The following is a 19,109-nucleotide window of genomic DNA, read 5'->3' on the forward strand; positions in this document are numbered from 1 at the left end:
GGCGGCCCATTGCAATCCACAAAAATGCCAACCGAAGTTCCCTGTCCCGGGCCCTGCGGTTGGCATTTTACATCCCCATCCAAAAACCTATTTCACAGCCACACTCCCCAATCTCCATAATCAAACTTCCCACTTCCATGCCTCAGCTTTCCTGCCGCCTTAAGCTCCCGGAACACATCCCGCATCCGCCCCAGTATCTCCGGCTCAATCTCCAGCGAATGGTGGGCCGGGAACACCCGCTTCACCGGCAGAGCGGCCACCTTTTCCAGGGAATCCAGATAAGCCTCCGGGTCCGTGGACGGGTAATAGGCGAACAGCACGTCCTTGTACACCAGGTCCCCGGTGAACAGATACCCCCGCTCCGGCTCCCAGAAGCACATGTGTCCCGGGGCGTGGCCCGGCGTGTGCAGCACCCGGATTACCCGGCCGCCCAGGTCGATCTCGTCCCCGTCCCCAAGCACCCGCGTGGGCGTTCCCTGAAAAAATTCATAAGTTCCCACATCATACCCCTCCGGCGGGTCGCAGCGGTCCAGCACCATTTCCCGGATGGTTTCCAGCGACAGCGGAAACTCCCCGTTCAGCCAATTCAGCTCCAATTCATGGGCGTAAAATTCCGGAAAATACCGGTGCCCGCCAATGTGATCCCAATGGACATGGGTGGCCACGGCCGCCACCGGCTTGTCCGTCAGCCGCGCCACCTCCTCGTGGATATTGCAGATGCCCAGCCCGGTATCGATGAGCAGACACCGTTCATTTCCCACCAGCAGATAGCAGTGAGTCTCCTCCCAGTGGCGGTACTCGCTGAGAATCACCGTGTTTGGGTCAATCCGGTCGATGGTGAACCAATCCTTCTCTTCCTTCTGTTTCGTATCCATATTTAATCCATCCTCCCTGAACTTATGTTTTCCCGCCTCTCCAGTATAACAGAAACCGCCCCCAACTGCTGTCCCAAAATCCACAAAAATACGGCACTGAAATCTGCTTCTTTGCACATTCAATGCCGCATTTCCGAATTATATTTTCAAAATGCTTTCCGGCCGCGTCAGGTTTCGCGTTCCTTTCGGCCATGTCCCTTCACACCACTACAGCAACTTTCGGGCTTCAGCGCTTGAGGAGTGACAATAGCCCAAGCCGCGTCCCCTCACACCGCTACAACAATTTCCTCGCCGTCGCCTGAGCCGTCGCCTCCCGCGCCTTCGCGCACCTCTCAGGATTCTTCAGGCAATACGCATAAAACAAATAATCGATAATAAACATCTGCCCGATCTTCGCCGCGATGGACCCGGACTGCAGCGGGCTTTCGTTTGACCCGCACAGCAGGATCACGTCCGAGAGGGCCGCCGCCGGAGAATTGGAAAAATGTGTAATTAAAATGATCTTAGCCCCGCCGTTCTTCGCGGGCCGCAGCACGTCCAGCATGTCCCGGGTGCTGCCCGAGTAGGAGAAGAAGAGGATCACATCCTGCTCGTCGCAGAGGGCCGCGGCCATGGCCTGCATGTGGGAGTCCTCGATGTGGAGGAACTGAGAGGAGGCGGTGGAGAAGCGGGCCCAGGCCTCCATGGCCATCACGTTGCTGCCTCCCTGGCCGAAACAGAACACCCGCCGGGCGCCGGAGAGCAGGTCCACGGCTTTAGCCGTACTGTCGGTGTCCATCAGCTCCAGCGTCTCGCTCATAGCCTTCACATCTGTCTGGTAAAGCTTGCGGCAGACATTTTCAAAGCTGTCCCCGTCGGTCACGGCGGCCCCGGTGTCCGTGGGATCTCCGGTGACCGTGGTGTGATCCACTCTGGCTAAGGCGAGCTTGAACTCATTGTAGCCCGCCAGCCCCAGCCCCCGGCAGAAGCGGGTGATCGTGGCCTCGGAAACGCCGCTGGCTTCCGCCAGGGAGGTGATGGACATGTACTGGACCATGGACTTGTTGGTGAAAATGTAGTCCGCCAGTTTCTTGGAAGAACGGGTCATGGTATTGTACTGCTGGGAAATGAAGTCTAAAATGTTTGACTGCATAGCTGTGGCACCTCCTGTCGATAACCTGAGCCTGAAAATAATCAGTAAGCTTTACCATACGAGTAAATTATATCTTCTTTTTGAAAAGAAAACAACCAATATTTATAAAAATAGAAAATTATTTTCAAATAAAACAGCCTGTTCGGACATAAAGGCCACGCTAAAATGATGTTAAGACCCCTGAAAATGCTTGGTTTGACAAAAAGAAAACGAGATATTTGTGCAACCTGCATAAAAAATAAATATATTTTCATGAATATGATATATTGAAAATTATTTTCACAAATAGTATATTGTTATTAGCAAGTGAGACAAGAGTAGTCTCTCAGAATAAAGGAGGAAGCGAAATGAAAAAAATGTTAGCATTGCTGCTGGCAACCACCCTGACAGCCGCCACCATTGCAGGATGTGGATCCGGCAAAACAGACGCGGGATCCGGAACCCAGGCCCCGGCCCAGACGGAGAAGGCCGGAGAGACCGCCGGAGGTACCGGAACCGCCGAGGCCCCCGCAGCCGGAGCGGACACCCTGAAGCTGGCGGTGACCACCGGGGACGGTTCCACCACCGACGACCGCATCCCCACCCCCTGGTACAACCGTATCATGGCCACCAACCTGATGTACCGGGCCCTGTTCCTGGCGGACAGCACCCTGACCGAGGTGAAGCCGGATCTGGCCGATACATACACCGTCAGCGACGACGGCCTGGTGTACACTATCACCCTGAAGGACGGCCTGAAATGGTCCGACGGCGAGCCGCTGACCGTGGACGACGTGCAGTGGTCCATCGAGACCGGCCTCAAAGCCGCCACCATCAACTCCATCTACACCGCGGCATTCAAGAACATTGATTCCATCAAGACCGAGGGCAACACCATCACCCTGACCCTGACCGCTCCCTACGCGGCCATGCTCAACGTTCTGGCCCAGTTCGCCATCCTGCCCAAGCATTCCTTAGAGAGCGCGGACCCGTTAAAGATGGAAGCCGATCCGTTCTGGACCAACCCCGTCACCTCCGGCATGTTCGCTCTGGACGAGTTAAATGTGGGCAACTACTTCACCCTGAAGCTGAACGAGAACTACGAGGGCACGGCTCCCAAGATCCAGAAGGTGATCTGCTACTTTGTATCCGACTATGTGACCGCCGCCCAGTCCGGCAACACGGACTACGTGTTCGGCAACGCCGCCGACCTGGTGGAAGCGTTGAACGGAATGTCCAACTTCACCGCCCACGAGGTGGATGTGCTGTTCTACAAATACTTCATCTTTAATATGAAGGGAATCGACGGAAATGAGAACCCGGCCATGCAGAACGTGGCGGTGAGAAAAGCCATCATCGAGGCCATCGACCGCTCGGCCCTGGCCACCCTGTATCCCAACGCCAACGTGTTAAACAGCGGCGTTCCCAACAGCAACCCGGCCTACAACGGCTTCGAGTACACCTTCGACGCAGACAAAGCCAAGGCCGACATCGCAGCCAGCGGCTACGACATGAGCCGCCCGCTGAAGATTTGCTACTACAACAACGACCAGACCACCATCGACCTGATCAATACCGTCGTTTACTACCTGGAGCAGACCGGCCTGACCGTGGAAGCCACCCTGTCCAACGACGGAACCACCGACCTGTTCACCACCAGAGCTTACGACGTGGGCTTCAAGGGCAAGAGCGCGTTCTCCATCGACGAGTGGTACACCGAGTATATGAGCACCGACGGCCTGTTCGCCAACATTTTCGGCGGAGACACCTCCTTCGACGATCTGGTAGCCCAGCTGTCCAAGGCCGTGAAGGACGAGGACCGCAACGCCATCTTAAAGCAGCTTCAGGATCTGGAGCAGGAGAAGGCGTACAAGGTTCCGGTATTCACCGTAGGTACCTACATCTTCACCAGCAACCATGTGGTTCTGCCCGAGGGCGTGCAGTTCTGTAACCCGCTGTACATGAGCGATCTTGATTTCGCAAACTGGGAGATCGCAAAATAACGTGAAACGATAAAGTTTCAGGCGGCAACCACCGCAAACGGCGAAGGGGGAGACAGTGAGATTATCTCCTGTCTCCCTTTTTACACGCAAAAAGCGCCGCCGCCTGCCTTCAGGTAAGATTGGAGTGATAAAATGCTGAAATTTATTGCCAAAAAGCTGCTCATGATGATTCCCATGCTGCTGCTGATCAGCTTTATTGTGTACTTCGGACTGCAGCTCACCGGGATTGACCCCATCAACTTCATGGTCAGCCCGGAAATGCTCTCGGCCAACAAGGAGAACGTGGAGGCCCTGCGCCAGTCCCTGGGCCTGAACGACCCGCTGATTATCCAGTATTTCCGCTGGCTGGGCGGCGTGCTGCGGGGCGACCTGGGATATTCCTTCGACGGTTCCTCCATCGCCTCCATCATCAGCGTCCGCCTGCCCTACACCTTTGAGCTGGCCGGATACTCTCTGGTCCTCTCCGCCATCATCGGCATCGGGATCGGCATCATTTCCGCGGTGCGCCAGAACGGCGTGATCGACTACGTTGGCCGTGTGCTGGCGGTGCTCGGCCAGGCGGTTCCCCAGTTCTTAGTGGGAATCATCCTGATCCAGATTTTCGCCATCAAGCTTGGGATCTTCCCCTCCGGCAACCGCGTCAGCCCCGACGCGACCAATGCCTTTGTGGACGCCTTTCAACACCTGTTCCTCCCGGTGCTGACCCTGACCATCGGCATGGTGGCCGTGCTCATGCGCTACGCCCGCAACACCATGCTGGACGTGCTGAACAGCGACTACATCAAAACGGCCCGCTCCAAGGGAATCCCGGAGTGGAAGGTATACTTAAAGCACGGCTTCCGCAACGCCATGAAGCCGGTTCTGGTCATCCTGGTGTTCCGTATTCCCATGCTGGTGGGCGGCTCCGTGGTCATTGAGAGCGTATTTTCCTATCCCGGAATCGGTCTGACCATGACAAACGCCATCGTGTCCGGCGACTATCCCATCGTGCTGGTCACCACCCTGATCATCGCGGCGGCCATGCTGATCTGTTCCTTTATGGTGGACGTATTCAACGCCCTGTTAGACCCCAGAGTGCGTCTCGGCGAGTGATGAGAGGAGGAGTAAATAAATGAGCAATCCAACAACTGCGAGTATCAAGGATCAGAATAAAAATGAAGCCTCCTCCATGTTCAAGCGCAACGTGCGCAAGTTCATGAACAACAAGCTGGCCCTGTTCGGCCTGATCGTGGTGGTACTGATCACCATCGCCTGCATCGTGGGCTTTATCATGGGCGTGGACTACAACACCCCCATGCTTCCCAACATGAAAAAACCGCCCAGTGGGGCCAATCTTTTCGGCACGGACACCATCGGCCGGGACCTGTTCGCCAGAGTGCTGGTGGGCGGCTGCTATTCCATCTTAATCGGCGTGTTCTGCGCGGTGATGAGCTCCGTGATCGGCGCGATTTTAGGCGCTGTCGCCGGATATTTTGGCGGGAAAATGGACACGGCGCTGATCCGTATCTCCGAGATTTTCCAGGCGTTTCCCCAGCTGGTGCTGGTCATGATGTTGGTGGCCATCGTCAACAAGCGGGGCCTTGGAAACCTGCTGTTCATCTTCGTGTTCACCGGCTGGATGACCACCTTCCGTATGGTGCGCAACGAGTTCATGAGCATCAAAGGCGAGACCTACGTCAAGGTCTGCGAGGCCTTCGGAATGAGCAAGAACAACATCATGTTCAAGCAGATTCTGCCCAACGTCATGAGCCCCATCATCGTTTCCACCACAACCAACGTGGCGTTCTTCATTTTGCAGGAAGCGGCCCTGTCCTTCATCGGTCTGGGCGTGGCGGACAGTACCCCCACCTGGGGCAACATTTTAAACGCCGCCAAGTCCGTTTCCGTGGTGACCAACCAGTGGTGGATCTGGCTGTTCCCCGGACTTGCAATCAGCCTGTTCGTGCTGGCCATCAACTTCCTGGGCGACGGCCTGCGGGATGTGCTGGACGCGAAGCAGCAGTAAGGAGGAGATGGCATGGATAACAGAGAGATTATATTAGACGTTAAGAAGTTAAATACCACATTTGTGTCCGACCGCAAGAAAGTGCGCATCGTCAAGGACGTCTCCTTCCAGGTGAAGCGGGGCAAGACCCTGGCCGTGGTGGGCGAGTCCGGCTGCGGCAAGAGCGTGACCATGAACTCCATCATGCGGTTTCTGGGCAAAAACGCCATTGTGGACGCTGAGAACATCCAGTACAACGCCCTGAAAAACGGCAAGGTGAAGGAGTACCACTTGGAGAGCGTCAAGGACCCCAACGGCCCGGATATGCGCGCCCTGCGCGGCCCGGACATGGCCATGGTGTTCCAGGACCCCATGAGCAGCTTAAACCCGGTTTACAAAGTGGGCGACCAGGTGGCGGAGGGACTGCTGCAGCACAACAAGGGCATGACCAAAAAGGAAGCCCGGGAAAAGGTGCTGGAAATGTTTAAGAAGCTGGGAATCCCGGACCCGGAGGAGCGCATCGACTGCTATCCCCACCAGTTTTCCGGCGGAATGAAGCAGCGCGTGGTCATCGCCATCGCCATGATCTGCAACCCTGAGCTGATCATCTGCGACGAGCCCACCACGGCATTGGACGTGACCATACAGGCCCAGATCATGGAGCTGTTAAAGGATCTCCAGGTCAACGACGGCAAGTCCATTATCCTCATCACCCACAATATGGGCCTGGTGGCGGAGATGGCGGACGAGGTCTGCGTCATGTACATGGGCCGGGTGGTGGAATTCGGAAGCCTGGAGGACGTGTTCGACCGCACCAGCCACCCCTACACCAGAGCGCTGCTGCGCAGCGTGCCCGTGCTGGGACTGGCCGACGGCCAGAAATTGGAGACCATCCCCGGCGCCACCCCCAACCCGGCGGATTTAAAGGGCGGCTGTGAGTTCGCCGACCGCTGTCCCGAATGCATCGAGCTCTGCCGCAGAGGCGAAATCCCCTGCTACGAGGTGGGGCCCGGCCATCATGTGCGCTGCCTGAAGTATAGTTCCTGCCCGGAGGTGGAATAGATGAAGGATAACAGAGAAGTCATTTTCAAGATCGAAAACTTACAGACATGGTTCCCCATCACCAAGGGAATGTTCAAAAAGGTGGTGGGCCATGTGAAGGCGGTGGACGATGTGAGCCTGGAGGTCTACAAGGGCGAGACTCTGGGAATCGTGGGCGAATCCGGCTGCGGCAAGTCCACCTTCGGCAAAACCGCCATGATGCTGGAGCGGCCCACGGGCGGCCGGGTGATGTTCAACTTCGGCGGGGAGTTCAAGGACGTCACCAAGTTCAACAAGGACGAGATGTTCCAGTTCCGCCGCAAGGTCCAGATGGTATTCCAGGACCCCTACTCCGCCTTAAACCCCCAGAAGAAGATTTATTCCTCCTTTGAGGAGCCCTTGAAGGTTCACGGCATCGACACCTTAGAGGAGCGGGAGGAAGTGATGCGTAAGGTGCTTAAAATGGTCAACATCCAGCCCGACTATTTGATGCGCTATCCCCACGAGTTCTCCGGCGGCCAGCGCCAGCGTCTGTGTATCGCCCGGGCCCTGGAGGTCATGCCCGAGGTGCTGATCTGCGACGAGCCGGTGTCCGCCCTGGACGTTTCCATCCAGGCCCAGGTGCTGAACCTGATGAAGGAAATTCAGAAGGAAATGAACCTGACCTATTTGTTCATCGCCCACGACCTGTCCGTGGTGCAGTACATGTCCGACCGGATCATGGTCATGTACCTGGGCCGTATCGTGGAGGTGGCGGATTCTCGGGCGCTGTACGACGAGCCGCTGCACCCGTACACCAAGGCCCTGCTGTCCGCCATCCCGGTGGCCGACATCCACACCAAGAAGAAGCGCCAGGTGCTGGAGGGCGAGGTGCCCAGCCCGATTCACAAGCCGGACGGCTGCCCCTTCCACAACCGCTGCCCCAAATGTATGGAGATTTGCAAGACCCGGGCGCCGAACATGGTGCACCACGGGGCCGAGGGCCACATGGTGGCCTGCCATCTGTACGACGAGGAGGCGGTGAAGGCGTGATTTACACGGATATGGAACATTTGGACCGCTACAGGGGGATTTGCCCCCAGCTGGACACTGCCATCGGTTATCTGCTGGAAAATGGACTGGAGCTGCTGGTTCCGGGGCGGAATGAGGTGGACGGGGAGGACGTGTTTGTGAACCGTTTCCACTATACGACCATGGCTCAGGAGGAGGCCGCTTTTGAGGCCCACCTTGACTACGCGGATATCCATCTGCTGGTTGAGGGCCGGGAGTTCATCGGTGTAACGCCCATTGAAAAGCTGACCGTGACGAAGGTGGACCGCGAGGCCGACAACATCGAATGCCACGGCCCGGTGGAGACGGAAATTCCCATGGAGCCGGGCAAGGTGTTGATCGTGTTCCCGGAGGACGCGCACATGGTGAAAATTGAGAACGGCGGCGCGGTGAAGGTGGAAAAAGCGGTGGTGAAGGTTCGGGTTTGAGAGGGAAATGTGAGGGGGCGGATGCCCGGAGGTGGGGCGCTGGCCCGGCGGTAGGCCGCTGACTCGCTGGCAGGCTCGGGCCCGGCGGTAGAACGCCGCCCCACACCCCATAAAATTTATTAACATAGAATATGACTGGGATTCAGGCGCAGTTTGGACCCCACAATGGAGGCAAAATCATGAGAGACATAACAAAATATCAAGGTGTGATTCCTGCGTTTTACGCGTGTTACGATGAAAAAGGCGATATCAGCCCCGAGGGCGTTGAGAAGCTGACCCGTTTTCTGATTGAAAAGGGCGTGAAGGGCGTTTATGTGGGCGGCTCCTCGGGCGAGTGCATTTATCAGGGCGTGGCGGAGCGCAAGCTGGTGCTGGAGCACGTGATGAAGGCCGCTGAGGGACGTCTCACGGTGATCGCCCATGTGGCCTGCAATAACACCGCGGACAGCATGGAACTGGCGGCCCACGCGGAGAGCCTGGGCGTGGACGCCATTGCGGCGATTCCTCCCATTTATTTCCATCTCCCGGAGTACGCCATCGCCCAGTATTGGAATGATATCTCCTCCGCGGCTCCGAACACGGACTTTGTGATCTACAACATTCCCCAGCTGGCCGGGGTGGCCCTGACCATGCCACTGTTCCACGAGATGTTAAAAAATCCCAGGGTCGTGGCGGTGAAGAACAGCTCCATGCCGGTACAGGATATCCAGATGTTCAAAATGGACGGCGGCGAGGGCTTCGTGGTGTTCAACGGACCCGACGAGCAGCTGGTCAGCGGCCTGGCCATGGGCGCGGACGGCGGAATCGGCGGAACCTACGCGGTGATGCCGGAGCTGTATTTAAAGATCTTTGAGCTGGTGAAATCCGGGGATATCCCCGCCGCCCGCGAGATTCAGTACGCCGCGGACGCAATCATCTACAAGATGTGCACCTGCAAGGGCAACCTGTACGCGGTGATGAAGGAGATTTTGAAGATTCGCGAGGGCCTGGACCTGGGCAGCGTGAGAAAACCCATGCCTGGTCTGGCACAGAGCGATATGCCCTGCGTGAAGGAGTGCGCTGACATGATCGCGGCTGCGGTTGAGAAATACTGCTGATTGAGAGAACGGTGAGACAGCCGGTGACCGGGCGGAGGGCGCACGCCCTCCGCCCGGAACGTTTGTCCGCACCAATACATTTGCACTACAATCTGACGGGAGAAAAACGACATGGAAAAATATTTGATGCTGGACCGGCGTCTGTTGAGCCCCCAGGCGATGGAAAATATCCGCATGGAGGTGGCTCGTCCGGTAAAGGACTCGGCCCACAATCCGCTGTTCACCCAGGACCAGCCCTGGGAGGTGCGCATCGACAACGGGTATCCCAACGTGCTCTACGATGAAGAGGCCCGTATTTACCGCTGCTATTACACCCTGTTCATCGAGGACGAGGACAGCCGCCTGGCGGACCTTCAGGAGCGGGGCAGGCGGGACTACATTCCCAGGCCCGACCGGGCCCCCGGGCTGGCCTACGCCCAGAGCCGGGACGGAATCCACTGGGAGAAGCCGTCCCTGGGCCGGGTGAAGTGGCATGGAAGCACTGAGAACAATCTCATTTTCGCCTACGCCCACGGAACCGGCGTGATGATTGACGAGCGGGACTCGGATAAATCCAGACGCTACAAGATGGTGACCAAGATGGATCAGCCCGGGACACAGGCCTATATGGCGGTGTCCTTTTCCTCCGATGGCCTGGACTGGTGCGATCCCATCCCCTGGCCGGAGTACAATCCCCCTGCGGACAGCCACAATCTGCCCTTCTGGGACGAGGAACAAAACTGCTACGCACTTTTATCCAGAATCTGGAAAGACGGTATCCGCATCACCACCCTCAGCCGCTGCAAGGACTTCCTGCACTGGAGCGAGCCACAGGAAACGCTTCGGGGAAATGGGTTTGAGAATCAGATTTACGCCATGCCCGCCTTCCGCTGGGGGAACCTGTACTTAGGGCTGGCGTCCATGATCCACGAGGGCGACCGGCTGGCGGAGGACTTCGACTGTGTGGACCTGGAGCTGGCCTGGGCCGCGGACCCGGCCAAATTCGATTTCGTGGCGGCGGGACAGCATTTGATTGAGCGCGGCGCAGGCGCCTACCCGGACGGGGACTTTGACTGCGGCTGCATCTACGCCTCCCCGCCGGTGATGTCGCCGGACGGTAAAATGTGGGTCTATTACATGGGAAGCAACGGCCGCCACACCAACTGGCGGGACGGCTCCCTGGGGCGGGCGGAGTGGAAGCCGGATAAATTCGCGGCCTTGACCCCGCGGCAGCCGGAAAGGGACAGCGTGATTGCCACCTGCCGCCTGCGGGTGTCGGGAGGAAGTTTGGAGATTTTGGCCGACGTGGTGGAGCACGGTGGCGAGTATAAGCTGGAAGCGGAGCTGTCGCCTTTCTGGAACAGCCAGCCCTTCGACGGCTTCTCCTACAGCGACAGCCGGGTGGAGCAGAAGGCCGACGGCTGGTGGTCGATTCGGTTCGCCGGGGGTATGGAGCAGCTGGCCGGCGAGAAGGTCAGCCTGAAGCTGAGAATGCGGAACGTGAAGCTTTGGGCCTTGAGAGGCGATGTGGAAATGGCGGAGCATCGGCTTTGGGAGGGGGCGGAGTAGACGGGAGGACGGGCACAAGGGGAACCAGTGACAAAAAATGGTATGTGCTAAGTGCAAAAATCGCCAATCCTTCTTTCGCCGTATTCCCAATATAAATTCCAACTGCTTTGTTGTTTTTACAACATTTCAATAAAAAACAAGCCGGGCCATGCATTATTTTAATCGCATGGCCCGGCTTGTTTTATATTGAAATGGGTATCGCTTTTCGTGCTATTCAGGAGAACAGAAATTTGTTTTAAATGGATTTAAATATAGTATATCTATTTATATATAGACAAAATATTGTTTTGATGATATTATGAAGAAAAAGGAGGGGTATATATGATTTGGAATTATGCGTTGGAAGATATCATAAACGGCTATGCGGATGAAGGAGAACAGTTCGTATGCGTGGCCTGTGGGAGATGTTTTGAGAAAGGCAGGATTTATGAGCTGGACGGGGAAATGTTTGACGCTTGGGGGGCGGTTCGGCAGCATGTTTTGAGGGAGCATGGGTCTATGGCGGAGTTTTTGGTGGACCAGGAGCCGGGCGTGATCGGGGTGACGGAGGTGCAGAGGCAGATTTTGAAGCTGATTCTGGAGGGAAAGTCAGATAAGGAGATCAGCGCTGCCGCGGGGATCGCGCTGTCCACGGTGCGGAATCACCGATTCAATCTCCGGGAGAAGGAGAAGCAGGCCAAAATGTTCCTGGCGCTGATGGGCGCGCTGGAGCGGGAGACGAAGCGGGGGATCGGGAAGAGCGACACGGGCTCCATCGAGGAGGTTCCGGCTTCGGCCGCTATGGTTGACGCGCGGTTTAATATTACGGATCAGGAGACGGAAAAGACGCTAGCCGCCTATCTGGATGAAAATGGGGCGATCCGTCAATTTCCGGCCAGGGCAAAGAAGAAAATCATTGTGATGAAGGAAGTAATTAAAAATTTTAAGAAGGACGCCGTTTATACAGAGACGGAGGTCAACCGGATTTTAAAACGGATTTATGAGGAGGACTATCCGTCCTTGCGAAGGGCGCTGATTGAGTATGGATTTATGGAACGGACGGCGGACGGCAGCGTTTACCGGGTGAGAGAGTAGGACGGGAGAGCCGGGCCGGTGACAGGGAGGTCATCCAGCCCGGCGTTTTGAGTGGTGGGGAATGGAAATCTGGCCTGGTGCTTTCCCTGGCCGCGTCAGTTTTCGTCCGGCAGGAAACTGATTTCGCGGACATTTCCGCCGTCCAAATCCATCCGGTAATAGGGATGCGGGCGGCCGCCGACGTAGACCTGGAGAATGATCTCGTCGCCGGTGATTTCGCAGCTCATGGACAGATAGGGCAGGTATTCGTCATCTATGGTTTCGCCCGGCGCGGCAATTCGGTACTCGAACAGCTCCTGTTTGCCGCTGCCGTCCGGGTTCATGCGAAACAGTTTTTGGGCTACGGTATCCATGGAAGGAACAGAGGTCTGGTCCGCGCCCCGGAGGTGGACGAGGGCGGTTACGTCCATAGCGTAGTAAATTTTGCCCTTATAGGCAAGGCAGGCGTCGAAGTTTGGCATCTCCTCCGTGCTCTGCGCCGCCACGGTCAGGCTTTGGCCGTATTCCTGGTAACAGGCCAGGTAGTTCGTTTCGCTGGCCGGGGTGGAAAAGGTGTAAAGGATCACATTTTCATCCCGGTAGTGAATGGCGCCGTCCAGAGGAAGCGTGATCGCGGAGCGGTCAAGGTCGATTCCGTCGGCGATTGTTATGGTTTTGACCGGGCAGTCGGTCAGCCGGTCGGGGGAGAGCCACCAGCGTTTTCCCGCCTGGACGATATCCGGCGGGGCGTCCAGGCGCACCTGATAGTCCAGGTCGAATTCATCGGAGTCCAGGTTTTCCAGATTCTCAATGTCGCTGCGGCGTTCCCGGCGGATTCCCACGCCGGTCTCGTAGTCGTCCAAAGTCTCGGAGGTGATCATAGGGCCGTAACCGTAGGTGGTGTGGGATTTGGACAGATACCAGCCGCCGTCCCGGTAGGCGTAGGTGTAGGCCTCCGACCACCGCCAGGCGCTTCCGCCGTAGGCGTTGGTGGTGAAGGTGGTTTCCCCGGCGGTGAGGGGAACGTAGGGGTCTCCGAACACGCCGCCCTCATCCCGGGTACGGATCAGATTTTCATCCTGGAAATCCAGACGGTAGCCGCTCTCTTCGCTGCTGGCCAGGGCGAACAGAATGCGGGGCGTTTTCAGCGGAATGTCGCTGCCTTCCATCTGCAGCACGCCCACATAGTCCATCCGGCCGTCCTGATTGTAGTCCAGGGCTACGGTATCCATGAGGGCCCAGCCACCCGGGATAAAGTCCTCGGGTTGGAAACCGGTCTGGGGTAGACGGGGGACCGGAGGGGAGTCCGCGGGAGTGTTTGAGACAGGGGGCTCGGCTGAAGGCGTGCCTGGGGCAGCGTCTGCGGCTGCATCCGTGGCTGGATCCGCAGCGTCATCCGGGGGTACGTCTGCGGTGGAGTCCGGGGCTGCATCTGCGACTGCCTCCGATGCTGCTGAGGCTGACGGCGTTGGGGAGGCAGTATTATCGCTGCCGGTGCCTGGGACGGCGGTGCAGCCGGAAGTGAATAGGGCCAGGCTTAGTGCGAGGGCCAAGGAGGTGCGGATGGGAGCGGTGCGGTGGTGGTGATGTTTCATAGAATTCTCCGATCTGCCGTCTGGAAGGACGGCTCAGTTCTGTCACTATTATAGCATAAAAAAGACAGGGTGGGAAAGAATGCGGTTTGATGAAAACATCCCATGAATTTGAAATGAATATTGACAGGAAAGGTGCGGTGTGTTAAATATAAACCATATTCATCCTATGAATGCTAGCAATATTCTGGGGGCTGCGGGGATAAGCCGGGCTTCTGGTTAAAAGGGAGGACGTGAGAGCGTGCTGAATCATATCAGGGAGTGCGGGATGGGAAGCAGAACCGGGACATTGACGGACGGGGAAGTGGAGCGGGTGATCGACGGTCTTATGGTCCAGCTGCCGCCGGCCCGCCGGGTCCTTCTGGTGCCGCCTGACATTACCAGATGCTATTCCTATGCGGGATTTATTACGGCCAGTCTGTACCGGCGTTTGTCCGATTCTGCCCGGGTGGAGATTATGCCTGCGGTGGGAACGCACCGGCCCATGAGCCGGGAGGAACAGATTGATTTCTTTGGCGGGAATATCCCGGAGCAGGCGTTTTTACACCACGACTGGCGTAGCGAAACGGTGAGATTGGGGACGGTGCCCGGTTCGTATGTCCGGGAGGTCACCGGCGGGCGGTGCAGCCAAGGGGTGCCGGTGGAGGTAAACCGCAGCCTTGTGGACGGGACCTACGATCTGATTTTTTCCATTGGTCAGGTGGTGCCTCACGAGGTGGTGGGGATGGCCAATTACAGCAAGAATATCCTGGTGGGCCTGGGCGGCCGCCGGATGATCAACGAGAGCCACATGATCGGTGCGGTGTGCGGCCTGGAAACTATCATGGGGAATGTGGACACGCCGGTGCGGAAATTGTTCGACTATGCGGAGGAGATGTTTTTAAAGGACGTGCCGTTGGCGTACATCCTGACCGTGACCACCTGCGAGAACGGACGGGCGCTGGTTCACGGCGTATACGGCGGGGCTTCCAGGCGGGTGTTCGAGGAGGCTGCGGATCTGGCGCAGATTTGGAATGTCACCGAGGTGCCAGCGCGGGTGAAAAAGGTGGTGGCCTATCTGGAGCCGGGAGAATTTTCCTCCACCTGGGTGGGCAACAAATCCGTGTACCGCACCAGAATGATGATTGAGGACGGAGGGGAGCTGCTGGTGATTGCGCCGGGCCTCAGGCATTTCGGGGAGAACCCGGAGGTGGACGGACTGATCCGCAGGTACGGTTACCGCGGGACGCCCTATACCATGAAGCTTGTGGAACAGGGGGCGTTTGCGGGAGCGGATATGGTTCCGGCCCACATGATCCACAGCTCTTCAGAGGACCGTTTTACCATCACCTACGCGGTGAATCCAGCCAATATGACACGAGAGGAGATCGAGGGCGTGGGATACCGGTACATGGACGTCTCCCGGGCGCTTGCGCGTTATCCGGTGGACCGGCTTGCAGAGGGCCGTCAGGTCATGCCGGACGGGGAGGAGATTTATTTGGTGAAAGCGCCGGCGCTGGGGCTCTGGCGAAGCCGCTGCTGAGGGGGCGGAAATGAAAACAATTCGTGATGCAGCAAAGAATACCTGGGTCAGAATTTAAGCTGTTATCGGATCTGTAGAAAATCCTGCGCCGGGCCCAGGCAGGATTAAAAAGTGTAATTTTCCGGTCAGAGCGCAAGGACCGGGAGATTACACTTTTTTTCGCGACCGGGAATACAGACGGGAACGTTTGCAGTACCATTTACTTCTACCGGAATTTATAGTAGAATCGTAAGAAGTTGCGCAGCGTTACGGCTCTGTGAGACCGGTTTTTGAGAATGCGGGGCAGAGGGCGGATATCATACATACGGGGGAAATGATGATGGTGGAATCGAGAAACATCCAGATATTTGAGAAAATGCCGGTGGCAAAAGCTGTGAGCAGCATGGCGGTGCCCACGGTGATCGGGCAGCTGATCATCCTGTTCTACAATATGGCGGACACATTTTTCGTGGGGCAGACCAACAATCCGTACATGGTGGCGGGCGCGTCCCTCATTTTGCCGGTTTATAATATCTCCCTGGCCCTTGCCGGTCTGGCCGGTGTCGGCGGCGGGGCGCTGGTGTCAAGGCTGCTGGGAAAAGGCCAGATGCAGGAAGCCAGAAGGGTGAGCAATTTCAGCGTCTGCATGGCGGTGGGGCTGGCCGGGATGTTCTCCCTGATCCTGTTGTTTTTCCGGCGGCCGATCCTGTCATTTTTGGGCGCGGGCAGCGAGACGTACCGGTACGCCAATGAATACGCGTTCTGCGTGATCGTGCTGGGCGGCATACCCACGGTGCTCTCCAACACATACGCCAATCTTCTCAGGAGCATAGGGGAGTCGAAAAAAGCCGGGGTGGGCATCACCCTGGGCGGCCTGTTGAACGTGGCATTGGATCCGCTGTTCATGTTCGTACTGCTGCCCCGTGGCAGGGAAATCCTGGGGGCCGGGCTGGCCACCTGCCTGTCGAATATCATCTCTTGCGGATATTTTCTGATCGCAATCCGGGGACTGGGGCCGGATTCCATCCTGAGGGGAGGAAACGTCAGGGAGCTTCCGGCAAAAGCCAGCATCCAAAGCATTTTCAATGTGGGATTCCCCTCCGCGCTGGCCACATTTTTATTCGACCTGGATTACATTGTGATCGGCCGGTTGATGACCGCCTACGGGGACGTCCAGATGGCGGCTATCGGAATTGTGCTGAAGATCGAGCGCCTGCCGCTCAATATCGGAATCGGCATCAGCCAGGGTATGATGCCCATCGTGGCCTACAACTACGCGTCCGGCAACCGGAAACGGATGAAGGATACCATCGCTTTTTCACGCAGGGTGGGTATACTCTGCGCAGTTCTCAGCATCCTTTTATATGAAGTGTTTGCGCCGGGCATCACGGGGCTGTTTATCGGCGATCCCGGGACGGTGGCGCTGGGAACCGGCTTCCTGAGAGTCCGCTGCCTGGCCACGCCCTTTATGTTTTTGAGTTTCTTCACCGTGTACCTCTTCAACGGCTTCGGCAAAGGCCGGACCGCCCTGTTCCTCGGCGTCCTGCGCTGGCTGGTGCTAAACATCCCCATGCTGTATCTGCTCAACTATGCCTTTGGCATGTACGGGATCGTGTGGTCGCAGATTGCGGCGGATGTGGTGAACGTGGCGGTGTCGGTGTATGTGTATTGGAGGTTTGAGTGTAGCTTAAATAGATACGAAAATAAATAGAATGCGTTATTTTGTATCTAAAATATTGACAAAAGAAGCCGCGCCTCGTATACTGGAATCAGGAGTAGGAGGTGTTTCGCATGACGGATATGAATACAGTCATCGCCAACAATATCAATCGATATCTTGAGATGAATCATAAAAAGCAGGTAGAGCTGGCAGAGCATCTGAACCTATCCAGACAAATTGTCAACAAAATGCTAAATGGAACACGGACGATCAATGCGGTGGAGCTCCGGCAGATTGCCGTATTTTGCAACACAAGCATGGAAGAGCTGACGTCGATTCCGGAGAATCACAAGGAGACAGATATGTTTCATGTTTTTATGGGACAGGTTAAAACTGAAGAAGCGCGACAGTCAATACAGGATATTGATTTATTGATCAATCTGATTCTTTTTCATGATACGGTTCGGGAAAACGGAATGGCGATGAGAGAGGAGTGGACAGAATTTTAATGGGAAATGTATTGGAGAACAGTCTTTTTGTACAGAATCCGGGGCGTTTCCAGGAATTGTCGCAAGCTGTCGTTCAGTTTAACAGCCTTTACAATGGAAATAACATCATACAGGATGATATTTTTTCAGTGCTGGCAAACTATGCGCGAAAAAAGCAGGAGCCTCTGGAGCTTTTGCGTTTCCCCACAAGGGATGACGATTTCTGCGCCCTCACATGCGTCAAAAAAGGAAAGATATTTGTCTACATCAATTCCTGGCTGCCGCTGTCCAAGCAGATTTTTGCCGCAGCTCATGCATTGTATCATATCTGGTGTTTTATTGAGAAAAAAGATGAGAGCGTTTTGAGAAACGGTTCATTTTTAAATGCCGCAGTGATCGATGAGGATGGAGAGAGCCGAGAGGATCGGGAGGCGAATGCATTTGCGGGACTGCTTCTCGTGCCTTCCAATGCGCTTCATGAACAAATGCAAATCTATGGAATTTCAAGGGAAAGATTCAATCTGAATGATCTGATTCGTCTGATGGCCATTTTTTCTGTGCCATTCAAAGCAATTCTGCTTCGGCTTTATGAAGAACAGTATGTAAATGCCGATGTCGTGTGTAAATTCCTGGATATCAAACAAGAAATATTGGAAAAAAATATCGGATATGAGCCGGATGCGGACAGATGGCAGAGGCGTACTCCTGATATCCTTCAGCCGGGAAGTCTGAAACGTTTGATCGAACAGAATGCGGAATACGATTTATTAGTTGATTCCAGGGCAGAGGAAGATCAGGAGACGCTTCGCCGGATTCTGCAGCGATATGGCCGTTATGGGGAATAGCGTCTATGACAAAGAAAAAATGTGCGTTGTTGGATACTGACTTTATTTCGAAGCTCCATATTACACGAAAAGATGATGAAAACAGGCTGATAGACCGAGTGCTTGAACTGCCGGACTATCAGTTTGTCTGTCATGAGCAAATTGCGATAGAGTTAGGGCGGCATAATGCAGCGGCGAATAGGTGGTTACAGAGAAAAATAACAGAAGGCGCTATCCAGAAATTTTCTGATGGTGATTTAGTTGCGCTACAACGCAGGACTTATGGGAAAAATGCGATAGCGTTCTATCTCTATGATTTAGAAAATGCCTGCAGGCCGTTTGGCGAGACATATTATAAACAATACTATGCCAAGCTTGAGGCGTTGCGTGAAAGCTCTGATGAACATTTTTTGGAGGAGCTTGTCCGTTGTGATGCAGCTGTCGGGCGTGAGAACAATCTAGGCGAGATTAAGACATATTTATTGCAGCAGGTGCTTCAGAGCTGGCAGGATATACCGCTGTATCTTTTTTGTTCGGATGATAAAAAGGCTAGAAGCAGTCTGGTCAATGCAGGAGGAATCCCCTGCATCAGCGCAATTTCTTCTTTTTATGTGTTGAAAGAAAGGCTGGGAATAGAGCGAAGCGAGGCAAAACTGTATTTCGATTCATGGATGATGTTTCATCGGGAAATGGGGCAGACGGATTTTAAGGTACATAGAAATACTAAGGAAATGCAGTTGATCAAAATGGATGGATATGAGATATTCAATCGGATCTATAACGGCGCTGTGACTATTTTGAAAAATGGGAACCTGAAACTGCGAAGCTGCGACTATTAATGCAGAGCCACAGCT

17 protein-coding genes are annotated in these 19,109 nt (G+C 55.6%); 14 read left to right on the top strand and 3 right to left on the bottom strand.

The window, feature by feature from the left end:
- Window positions 1–92 precede the first annotated feature (92 nt).
- Window positions 93–875 (bottom strand): MBL fold metallo-hydrolase, encoded by a 783-nt coding sequence (locus ACK2JC_RS19635; RefSeq protein WP_320937699.1) that lies wholly within the window; start codon window positions 873–875, stop codon window positions 93–95.
- Window positions 876–1,149: 274 nt separating this feature from the next.
- Window positions 1,150–2,007, bottom strand: a complete 858-nt coding sequence (locus tag ACK2JC_RS19640) for a MurR/RpiR family transcriptional regulator (protein WP_092364226.1) — start codon at window positions 2,005–2,007, stop codon at window positions 1,150–1,152.
- A gap of 347 nt (window positions 2,008–2,354) precedes the next feature.
- Here ACK2JC_RS19640 and ACK2JC_RS19645 point away from each other — a divergent pair, with 347 nt between their 5' ends.
- The 9 genes from ACK2JC_RS19645 (at window position 2,355) to ACK2JC_RS19685 (ending at window position 12,211) form a co-directional block, all read left to right on the top strand.
- On the top strand, window positions 2,355–3,989 hold the full coding sequence (locus tag ACK2JC_RS19645) for an ABC transporter substrate-binding protein (protein WP_227169550.1): 1,635 nt from the start codon (window positions 2,355–2,357) through the stop codon (window positions 3,987–3,989).
- 132 nt (window positions 3,990–4,121) lie between these two features.
- Window positions 4,122–5,081, top strand: coding sequence for an ABC transporter permease (locus tag ACK2JC_RS19650; RefSeq protein ID WP_118755471.1), 960 nt, complete (start codon window positions 4,122–4,124; stop codon window positions 5,079–5,081).
- A gap of 19 nt (window positions 5,082–5,100) precedes the next feature.
- Complete coding sequence (locus tag ACK2JC_RS19655) at window positions 5,101–5,994, top strand: ABC transporter permease (RefSeq protein WP_024735935.1); 894 nt, start codon at window positions 5,101–5,103, stop codon at window positions 5,992–5,994.
- A gap of 12 nt (window positions 5,995–6,006) precedes the next feature.
- Window positions 6,007–7,035: an ABC transporter ATP-binding protein gene (locus tag ACK2JC_RS19660; RefSeq protein ID WP_320937698.1), complete on the top strand. Its 1,029-nt coding sequence runs from the start codon at window positions 6,007–6,009 to the stop codon at window positions 7,033–7,035.
- A complete protein-coding gene (locus ACK2JC_RS19665; protein WP_320937697.1) occupies window positions 7,036–8,046 on the top strand; it encodes an oligopeptide/dipeptide ABC transporter ATP-binding protein in 1,011 nt (336 codons plus the stop codon).
- Window positions 8,043–8,492 (top strand): YhcH/YjgK/YiaL family protein, encoded by a 450-nt coding sequence (locus ACK2JC_RS19670; RefSeq protein ID WP_320937696.1) that lies wholly within the window; start codon window positions 8,043–8,045, stop codon window positions 8,490–8,492. Before ACK2JC_RS19665 ends, ACK2JC_RS19670 begins: the two co-directional genes overlap by 4 nt.
- A gap of 179 nt (window positions 8,493–8,671) precedes the next feature.
- Window positions 8,672–9,589, top strand: coding sequence for a dihydrodipicolinate synthase family protein (locus ACK2JC_RS19675; protein WP_107435307.1), 918 nt, complete (start codon window positions 8,672–8,674; stop codon window positions 9,587–9,589).
- 111 nt (window positions 9,590–9,700) lie between these two features.
- Complete coding sequence (locus ACK2JC_RS19680) at window positions 9,701–11,137, top strand: hypothetical protein (protein ID WP_320937695.1); 1,437 nt, start codon at window positions 9,701–9,703, stop codon at window positions 11,135–11,137.
- Between the two features lie 321 nt (window positions 11,138–11,458).
- A complete protein-coding gene (locus ACK2JC_RS19685) occupies window positions 11,459–12,211 on the top strand; it encodes a DUF2087 domain-containing protein (protein WP_320937694.1) in 753 nt (250 codons plus the stop codon).
- Between the two features lie 95 nt (window positions 12,212–12,306).
- Here the strand turns inward: ACK2JC_RS19685 and ACK2JC_RS19690 are convergent, their stop codons facing one another.
- On the bottom strand, window positions 12,307–13,422 hold the full coding sequence (locus ACK2JC_RS19690) for a hypothetical protein (protein ID WP_320937693.1): 1,116 nt from the start codon (window positions 13,420–13,422) through the stop codon (window positions 12,307–12,309).
- Window positions 13,423–14,023: 601 nt separating this feature from the next.
- Between ACK2JC_RS19690 and ACK2JC_RS19695 the strand changes: the two genes are divergently transcribed.
- From ACK2JC_RS19695 to ACK2JC_RS19715, 5 genes are all read left to right on the top strand, one after another.
- Window positions 14,024–15,304 carry a lactate racemase domain-containing protein gene (locus ACK2JC_RS19695; protein WP_331681272.1) on the top strand — a complete coding sequence of 427 codons (1,281 nt, stop codon included), beginning with the start codon at window positions 14,024–14,026 and terminating at the stop codon, window positions 15,302–15,304.
- A 319-nt stretch (window positions 15,305–15,623) separates the two neighbouring features.
- Window positions 15,624–16,994 carry an MATE family efflux transporter gene (locus tag ACK2JC_RS19700; RefSeq protein WP_320937692.1) on the top strand — a complete coding sequence of 457 codons (1,371 nt, stop codon included), beginning with the start codon at window positions 15,624–15,626 and terminating at the stop codon, window positions 16,992–16,994.
- Between the two features lie 80 nt (window positions 16,995–17,074).
- Window positions 17,075–17,452 carry a helix-turn-helix transcriptional regulator gene (locus tag ACK2JC_RS19705; RefSeq protein ID WP_092364279.1) on the top strand — a complete coding sequence of 126 codons (378 nt, stop codon included), beginning with the start codon at window positions 17,075–17,077 and terminating at the stop codon, window positions 17,450–17,452.
- A complete protein-coding gene (locus ACK2JC_RS19710) occupies window positions 17,452–18,276 on the top strand; it encodes an ImmA/IrrE family metallo-endopeptidase (RefSeq protein ID WP_320937691.1) in 825 nt (274 codons plus the stop codon). The genes ACK2JC_RS19705 and ACK2JC_RS19710 overlap by 1 nt, the downstream gene beginning before the upstream one ends.
- 5 nt (window positions 18,277–18,281) lie before the next feature.
- Window positions 18,282–19,094 (top strand): hypothetical protein, encoded by an 813-nt coding sequence (locus ACK2JC_RS19715; protein WP_320937690.1) that lies wholly within the window; start codon window positions 18,282–18,284, stop codon window positions 19,092–19,094.
- Window positions 19,095–19,109: the final 15 nt, after the last annotated feature.

This window comes from Enterocloster lavalensis, assembly GCF_046603895.1.
Taxonomy (GTDB): domain Bacteria; phylum Bacillota; class Clostridia; order Lachnospirales; family Lachnospiraceae; genus Enterocloster; species Enterocloster lavalensis.

Coding starts and splice junctions, on each gene's coding strand:
- ACK2JC_RS19645 (WP_227169550.1), top strand. CDS start 2,355: ATGAAAAAAATGTTAGCATTGCTGCTGGCAACCACCCTGACAGCCGCC.
- ACK2JC_RS19690 (WP_320937693.1), bottom strand. CDS start 13,422: ATGGATACCGTAGCCCTGGACTACAATCAGGACGGCCGGATGGACTAT.
- ACK2JC_RS19660 (WP_320937698.1), top strand. CDS start 6,007: ATGGATAACAGAGAGATTATATTAGACGTTAAGAAGTTAAATACCACA.
- ACK2JC_RS19655 (WP_024735935.1), top strand. CDS start 5,101: ATGAGCAATCCAACAACTGCGAGTATCAAGGATCAGAATAAAAATGAA.
- ACK2JC_RS19665 (WP_320937697.1), top strand. CDS start 7,036: ATGAAGGATAACAGAGAAGTCATTTTCAAGATCGAAAACTTACAGACA.
- ACK2JC_RS19650 (WP_118755471.1), top strand. CDS start 4,122: ATGCTGAAATTTATTGCCAAAAAGCTGCTCATGATGATTCCCATGCTG.
- ACK2JC_RS19700 (WP_320937692.1), top strand. CDS start 15,624: ATGGTGGAATCGAGAAACATCCAGATATTTGAGAAAATGCCGGTGGCA.
- ACK2JC_RS19640 (WP_092364226.1), bottom strand. CDS start 2,007: ATGCAGTCAAACATTTTAGACTTCATTTCCCAGCAGTACAATACCATG.
- ACK2JC_RS19635 (WP_320937699.1), bottom strand. CDS start 875: ATGGATACGAAACAGAAGGAAGAGAAGGATTGGTTCACCATCGACCGG.
- ACK2JC_RS19685 (WP_320937694.1), top strand. CDS start 11,459: ATGATTTGGAATTATGCGTTGGAAGATATCATAAACGGCTATGCGGAT.
- ACK2JC_RS19675 (WP_107435307.1), top strand. CDS start 8,672: ATGAGAGACATAACAAAATATCAAGGTGTGATTCCTGCGTTTTACGCG.
- ACK2JC_RS19715 (WP_320937690.1), top strand. CDS start 18,282: ATGACAAAGAAAAAATGTGCGTTGTTGGATACTGACTTTATTTCGAAG.
- ACK2JC_RS19680 (WP_320937695.1), top strand. CDS start 9,701: ATGGAAAAATATTTGATGCTGGACCGGCGTCTGTTGAGCCCCCAGGCG.
- ACK2JC_RS19705 (WP_092364279.1), top strand. CDS start 17,075: ATGACGGATATGAATACAGTCATCGCCAACAATATCAATCGATATCTT.
- ACK2JC_RS19710 (WP_320937691.1), top strand. CDS start 17,452: ATGGGAAATGTATTGGAGAACAGTCTTTTTGTACAGAATCCGGGGCGT.